Raw genomic sequence first — 6,739 nt, 5'->3', positions numbered from 1 at the left:
GTAGCCGAGCCAAGCATCGTCGGCCGGTGTGCTGCGATCGCCCTCGGTGTGAGCTCTGGGTCGAATGCGTCGAACAGCACCAGTCGCATACCGGTGAGCAGGCTTGCCGCCAGCATCGCCGCACCGCCGATGTGCGACACCGGAAATGCGATCGGATTGACGTCACTGTTCGAGGCGCCGAACATCCCCACCACCCCGGCCGACCCGGCGATCACCGAGCGATCGCAATGCCGCACGCCCTTCGGGGCCGCGGTGGTGCCCGACGAGTAGTAGACCCACCGAGGCATGGTCGCCGCCGTCGGAGGAGCGGGTAGCGACACGGGATCACCGGCAGGAAGCCGCAGGCCGTCGCCGATGGGGGTCGCGTGATCGACGACGACGACGGTCATCGGCTGATCCCTTGCGAGTTCATCGGCAAGGGCAACATGGTCGAAGCCGCGCCATATGCCCGGCACGATGATCATCTCGGTGCCGAGTTGCTCTGTGACGAAACGGACTTCACTTTCACGCCAGATCGGCAGGATGGGGTTTTGCACGGCGCCAAGACGTGTCAACGCCACCATCACAACCATCGTCTCCAACGTCGTCGGTAGCTGCCAGCACACGACGGACCCGTCACCAACCCCGCGTTCGAATAGTGCCGCTGCTGTGCTCGCCGCTGCATCGTGCAGCTGGGAACTCGTCAGGCTGCGGCCGAAGTCGTCGACGAGGACGACCCGGTCGGGATATGTCTCGGCCGCCGCTTCGACAAGGTTCCAATAGGTTCCGGACATCAGCGGCTCGGCAGCAGCAGCCGCCGCTTCGCCAGGATGTTGCGCATCATTTCGTTGCTTCCGCCGGAGATCGTATAAGCACGCGACCACAGCCAGCATTCTCGCAGACGCTGTTTCGCCAGCTCGACACTCGTGTCGGCGGCCACGGTGCATACGGTCGCGGCGAGTTCGGTGCCGTAGGCCGAAACCCGGTGATACGTCTCGGAGAAGCTGAGCTTGGCGATCGAACCGTCGCCCGGTTGTTCCGCACCGACGATGAGCCGTTCGACGTGATCGTCGATGAACGACTTCGCCACTTCGACGTCGACGGCCAGCTCGGCCACTGTCTGCCTGATGTCATCGTGCTCGAACACCGGGACGCCGTCGAGGGTGGCATTGCGCGCCACCATGACCAGGTCATCGATGAGCAGCTCCAGCAGGATGACGTTCCCACCGATCCCGAAGCGTTCGAAATCCAGGCCCGCCATGATGATCGACCAGCCTTGGCCGACTTCTCCGATCAGGCTTGCCGCAGGCACCGTGACCGCATCCAGAAATACTTCGTTCACCTCGATCGCCTCGTTGATCGTCCGGATCGGGCGGACCTCGATGCCAGGCATCGACAGTGGCACCGCGAACACCGAGAGGCCGTGGTGGCGCGTTGAAGCGGGATCCGTTCGGATGAGGGCCAGCCCCATATCCGCCCAGTGCCCGTCGGAGATCCAGGTTTTCTGACCGTCGATCACCCACGTTCCGTCGGGACGCTCGACAGCCCTGCTGCGGACCGCGGCGATATCGCTGCCGGCATCAGGTTCGCTGAGCAGCTGGCACCACACGTGCTCGCTGCGGCGAATCGGCGGCAGCAGTTCGGCCTTCTGCTCGTCCGTCCCGAAGTGCAGCAGCACGTGGGCCGCAAGGTTGACCTGGTCGACGGGCCGCGGAGCGCGGGCGCGCAGGATCTCCTCGCTGAGTATGCGGTCATGCAGCGGGTGGTGATCGGCACGTCCGCCGTGCTCGACGGGCCAGTCTGCGCCGACGAAGCCGGCCTCGAACAACGTGGCGAACCAGCTGCGCAATTGCGCTTCCCGCTCAGGGTTTTCCGGTGCACGGTGCCCTTCTCGCGCGTCGAATCGGGGTGCGTGTTCGGTGATATGCGCCCTGACGCGATGTCTGAACTCGGTCAGCTGTGCTTCGCTGGGCCTGGCGGGTGCGGCGCTCACCAACCCGACCTCTGGGCGAGAAGCGCACGACTGGAGCGAGCGGTTCCGAGCAGATAGCCGTTCGTGAACACCCTGCGCAGTTCGTGGTGCAAGGGGTACTCCCAGGTGAATCCGATGCCGCCCGACAGCTGCATGCACTCGTCGACGGCAGCGGCTGCCTTCGCAGCGACGAATGCGTGCGCCGCAGCGGACAACGCGATCGCGTCTTCCGAAATTTCGTCGGCCTCCAGGGCACGGGCGGCCTTCATGATGACCGCGCGCGCCTTCGCCTCGAAGACCAACAGATCCACCAACCGGTGTTGCACCGCTTGGAAACTCGCAATCGGCACACCGAAAGCGATGCGCTCCTTCAGGTAGGCGACCAGCCGCTCGAATGTGGTTGATAAGGCTCCCAGCGAATCCGCGCTGAGCAGAACCCTGGCGACCGCGAGCAACCGATCAGCTTGTTCGGGTCCGCCGATCAGGACGCTCGCGCTCCCGGAGAGATCAACGCGCCATGCCGCGCGGCTGACATCCAACAACTCGTCATCGCGGCTCCTCGGCATTGCGTCGGACATCTCAAACAGACTGATTCCGTTGCGCCCCAATGTGACCAGGATGTCGATGACATTGCCGCTCGCAACCCGGACCGTGTCGTCCGCCAGCGTACAGCCCGCCGCCGCGGTCCCGTCGAGCATCGCGGGTAACCATCGGTCGCGCACCTCGCCGGGCGCCGAGGCCAACGCCGCGGCAGACAGCACACATCCGAACCATGTCGACGAATTCAGTGCGCGGCCGAGCTCCTCGGCGATGACGGTCGTCTCCACTGGCCGCCATCCGCTACCGCCGAGCTTTTCCTCGACGAGCAGCCCCGTCCAATCCATTGCCGCGAGCTCTTTGACCGAATCCTGCGCGACCCGCCCGCTCAGGAAGTCGCGCGCCGCTTCGCGCAACAGCTCGAGGTCGACGTCATCATCTGCCATCGAGCGCCTAGCTCCGCCCTATTAACTGATCCGCATTGTCCCGCATGATTCGCTTCTTGGCGGCGTCGTCGAGCGGATCGAGCAACTTGACGAAGTCAGCGGGCTCGGCCAGCCCTTCTGCATGCGGGTAATCGGAGCCCATCACGAGACAGTCGTCGTAGCCCAGGCTGGTGACGATCGCGGGCGTATCGTCCTCGGGATACGGCACCACCCGAACGTGCCGCCGGAAGATCGCAGACGGCTTTTCCGTCAGTTTCCCGCCGATCCACGGACCATTTCGGCCCATGCCGCGGCTCTTGTCCATGTGTTTCGTGAAAAAGGGCACCCACTCGGCACCGTGTTCGGCGACAAGCACATTCAACCCGGGAAATCGGCCGAAAAGGTTGTCGAAGATCAGCGCCGAGAGGGTGTCCTCGATCGGGCGTTGACCGTAGACGTTCATCCACTGCCAGGCCGACATGTGCCACGAGGCAGGATCTGCGCAGTGCCCCCAAGCGGGTGAGATCGCATCGAAGTACCAGAAGGGCATGATGTGGAACACCAGAACGCAGCCAGCTTCCTGAAGTCGGGCGTAAATCGGATCGAAGTAGGGGTCGCCCGGGGATCGGCCATATGCCGGGCCCGTCGGCAGCAGGACGAACTTCGCACCCTGCGCGATCAACGCATCGGTTTCGGCCACGGCCGAGTCTCGGTCGCGAAGCGACAGCAGCCCGGTCGCGTAGATGCGGTCCTGGTAGTTGAAGCCCCATTCCTCGTCGAACCATCGATTGAACGACCGGAGATTCGCGTACAGCGCGGCGGTGTCGTCAACGTAGTGTTCGGCAGCCAGAGCCATTCCGCTGGGATAGATGACCATCCGCTCGACGTTTTGCTTCTCCATCACCGCGAGCCGAGCTGAACGCTCGATGTACTCGGGCTGCATGGGCTGCGGTTCGTAGGACTCCTCTGGGTTGCCGGATCCCATCTGTCTCAGCATCTCTTTCAGCGATCCGGGGCGGTATGCAACGTCCAGACCCAACCCTCCTTCGCTGTTGAAGGTCGCGACACGGTGACCGGCGAGGATTACCTCGACCCCGTCCGCTCCGCGCACGGTCGTGATCGCCCGATCTTGGAACTCCTTGGGCAGGTACCGAGTAAACGCATCCCGCGTCTCGTAGCAGTGCGTGTCGCAGTCGATGATCCCGTAGTCGAGTTTCGTCGTCACCGTGCGGCTCCTTCTTGCGAGAATGATGATTCTCTTATTTCAGGAAAGATACTATCCTCTTTCGGCAATGCCTATCCCGGGTCCGGGTCGGGCAGACCCCACACCAAAGGAATCCGCGATGAGTGAGGCCGACGAGCTCCGGCAGGCGGTGCGGGAGTTCCTGGAGGTCACGTCGCCGTCCGGCCGGGTACGCGACCTCATGTCCACCACGGAGGGATATGACGAATCGGTGTGGAGCCAGATGGCCAGCGAGCTCGGGCTGCACGGCATCGCCGTACCCGAGGAGTACGGCGGGGCGGGTGCCACGATGTCCGAACTCGCCGTCGTGTTCGAGGAGATGGGCGCCGCGCTGCTGTGCGCGCCGTTCTTCTCCACCGTCGCACTCGCCACGCAAGCGATTCTCTGCAGCGGCGACACCGCCGCGATGGGCGACTATCTACCGGGTCTCGTCGACGGGTCCAAGACCGCAACGGTGATCCTCAATGAGAGTCTGGGTGCGTGGGATCCGCAAGCGGTCACACTGACGGCACGCGCCGATGGTGCCGGTCACCGGATTCATGGCGATGCTGGTCTCGTGTTCGACGGCCACACCGCGGATATTGTTCTGGTCGCGGCGAATACGAGCGCAGGTACGTCGCTGCTCGCAGTCGCGGCGGACGCCGACGGGCTCACCCGTGAACCACTCGCCACGCTGGACCGCACGCGAAAGGTCGCGCATCTTCAGTTTCACGACGTTCCCGCCCGGTTGATCGGAACGGACGGGGACGCGGCCACGGGCCTGGCCCGGACCAGCGACCTCGCGATCGCCGCGCTGGCCGCCGAGCAGGTTGGCGCCGCCCAACGCTGCCTCGACATGGCCGTGGGCTATGCCAAGCAGCGAATCCAGTTCGGACGGGCCATCGGCAGCTTTCAAGCCGTCAAACACCGGTGCGCGGACATGCTGGTGCTGGTTGAGGGTGCCCGCTCTGCCGCCGTTCATGCCGCGGAGTGCGCCGACAGCAGCGACCTGCCGATGGCTGCGTCAGTAGCGAAGATGGCCTGCTCGGAAGCCTTTCTCCAAGTCGCGTTGGACAACATGCGCATCCACGGCGGAATCGGATTCACCTGGGAACACGATGCTCACCTCTACGTTCGGCGCGCCAAGGCCACGGAGCTGATCTTCGGCAGCCCCGACAATCACGCCCAACGCTTGGCAACCCTAGCCGCACCATGAAAGGACGATTGTGACCATCTCGTACTCCCTCGAACTGCCCACCCACCGGGTAGAAGCGCTATCCGAATTCGTCACCGCCGAAGCGATCTCCGAAATCGCGCGCATCGGCGAGGCGAGCGGATTCGCCGCACTGCACGTCACCGACCACCCCGCCCCCGACGCGAAATGGCTCGATCACGGCGGACACCACGCCCTGGACCCGTTCGTCGCGCTGTCGTTCGCGGCAGCCGCCACAACGGACGTCAAGCTGCTCACCAACGTCTACATCGCCGCTTACCGCAATCCTTTCCTGGGCGCAAAGTCGATCCAGAGCCTGGCCGTGCTCTCCGGCGGCCGGCTGATACTTGGCACCGCCGCAGGCTACCTCAAACCCGAATTCAAAGCGCTCGGAATAGATTTCGACAATCGCGGAGCATTGCTCGACGAGGCGCTCGACGTGCTGGGCAAGGTGCTCACCGGTGAGGACACCGCCTACGAAGGCAGCTCATTCGCCGCTCGAGGTGTGCGACTGCATCCCGTACCGGTGACTCCGCCACCGATTTGGGTCGGCGGCAACAGCAAGCCCGCGGTACGCCGCGCGGTTGCCCGCGCACAGGGGTGGGCGCCGTTCAACACATTCGGCTACGCGATGGCGTCCCGGACCGCGGAGATTTCCACGCTTGAAGAACTAGCTTCGGCAATCGTCTGGGCCAAGAAATACGCGGCGGAGATCGGCCGTACCGCACCGCTGGACATCTGTTTCTCGGCAGGCAACCTGCTCGACGACAGCAAGTCGACCGACGAACGGCACGCTGCGATCGCACAGCTGGAAGCGATGGGCGTGACCTGGCTGACCGTCGCGCCCCACGGAGATACCCGGGCCGAGTACGTCGACCTCGCGCACGCTTTCGCAGCGGAGTTCATCGCATAAGGCTGTCGGGTGCGAAGGCGTCCACGCTGATGCGCCGATGCGCGAACAGCCACCGGCCGTCGAGTGGGACGAGAACGTCGCGATAGCGTCCCCAGTGGTCGAGGCCGATGTCGGTGTGGACGGCGAAATAGCTGCTGACCTCGACCCGATCCCTGGCCACAGCGCCAAACCGAATGCTCGAAACGTGATGGCGCACATGTGTTGGCGCTTGTCCCTTTGTGTCAGGGTCTCTGGACACGGCGGCGCCGAGTCCCGCCTCGATCTCCGCAGGACCGGTGAGTGGTCGTGCTCCGCCGGTGAACTCGAGGACGCCGTCGGGTGCGAAGCAGGCGGCAAGGCCGCGGAGATCGAACCGGTCGGTGGCGGCAGTGTAGTCGGCGAGCGTCTGGCGCACCGACTCGCGGATGTCGAGTTCCCAGGCCTCCATCTGCACTCCTCGGTCAATTAACTGGAAATTGCGTTCTCACACACGATAACG

General features: G+C 64.4%; 7 protein-coding genes. 2 read left to right on the top strand and 5 right to left on the bottom strand.

Translation table 11 applies throughout. The annotated features are described in order from the left end of the window. The 4 genes from A5707_RS18650 to A5707_RS18635 form a co-directional block, all read right to left on the bottom strand. On the bottom strand, nt 1-773 hold a 773-nt coding region (locus A5707_RS18650), incomplete at its 3' end, for an AMP-binding protein (RefSeq protein WP_156658121.1). Then, entirely contained in the window at nt 773-1,972 is a 1,200-nt protein-coding gene (locus tag A5707_RS18645; protein ID WP_065015926.1) for an acyl-CoA dehydrogenase family protein, read from the bottom strand. The genes A5707_RS18645 and A5707_RS18650, both read right to left, overlap by 1 nt. Beyond that, nucleotides 1,969-2,934 (bottom strand): acyl-CoA dehydrogenase family protein, encoded by a 966-nt coding sequence (locus A5707_RS18640; RefSeq protein ID WP_065015925.1) that lies wholly within the window; start codon nt 2,932-2,934, stop codon nt 1,969-1,971. The genes A5707_RS18645 and A5707_RS18640 overlap by 4 nt, the downstream gene beginning before the upstream one ends. Before the next feature lie 7 nt (nt 2,935-2,941). Then, entirely contained in the window at nt 2,942-4,138 is a 1,197-nt protein-coding gene (locus A5707_RS18635; protein WP_065015924.1) for an amidohydrolase family protein, read from the bottom strand. 118 nt (nt 4,139-4,256) lie between these two features. Here A5707_RS18635 and A5707_RS18630 point away from each other — a divergent pair, with 118 nt between their 5' ends. Both A5707_RS18630 and A5707_RS18625 read left to right on the top strand, forming a co-directional pair. Next, nucleotides 4,257-5,351 carry an acyl-CoA dehydrogenase family protein gene (locus A5707_RS18630; RefSeq protein ID WP_065015923.1) on the top strand — a complete coding sequence of 365 codons (1,095 nt, stop codon included), beginning with the start codon at nt 4,257-4,259 and terminating at the stop codon, nt 5,349-5,351. Nucleotides 5,352-5,361: 10 nt separating this feature from the next. Continuing rightward, complete coding sequence (locus A5707_RS18625) at nt 5,362-6,261, top strand: TIGR03619 family F420-dependent LLM class oxidoreductase (RefSeq protein WP_065015922.1); 900 nt, start codon at nt 5,362-5,364, stop codon at nt 6,259-6,261. Here the strand turns inward: A5707_RS18625 and A5707_RS18620 are convergent. Beyond that, a complete protein-coding gene (locus A5707_RS18620) occupies nt 6,251-6,688 on the bottom strand; it encodes a nuclear transport factor 2 family protein (protein WP_065015921.1) in 438 nt (145 codons plus the stop codon). The genes A5707_RS18625 and A5707_RS18620 overlap by 11 nt on opposite strands. Between the last annotated feature and the right edge of the window lie 51 nt (nt 6,689-6,739).

Origin of the sequence: Mycobacterium kyorinense, assembly GCF_001672775.1 — a bacterium.
Lineage (GTDB): Bacteria > Actinomycetota > Actinomycetes > Mycobacteriales > Mycobacteriaceae > Mycobacterium > Mycobacterium kyorinense_A.
The sequence above is the reverse complement of the archived record's forward strand: the minus strand, read 5'-3'. Positions and strand labels throughout refer to the sequence as shown.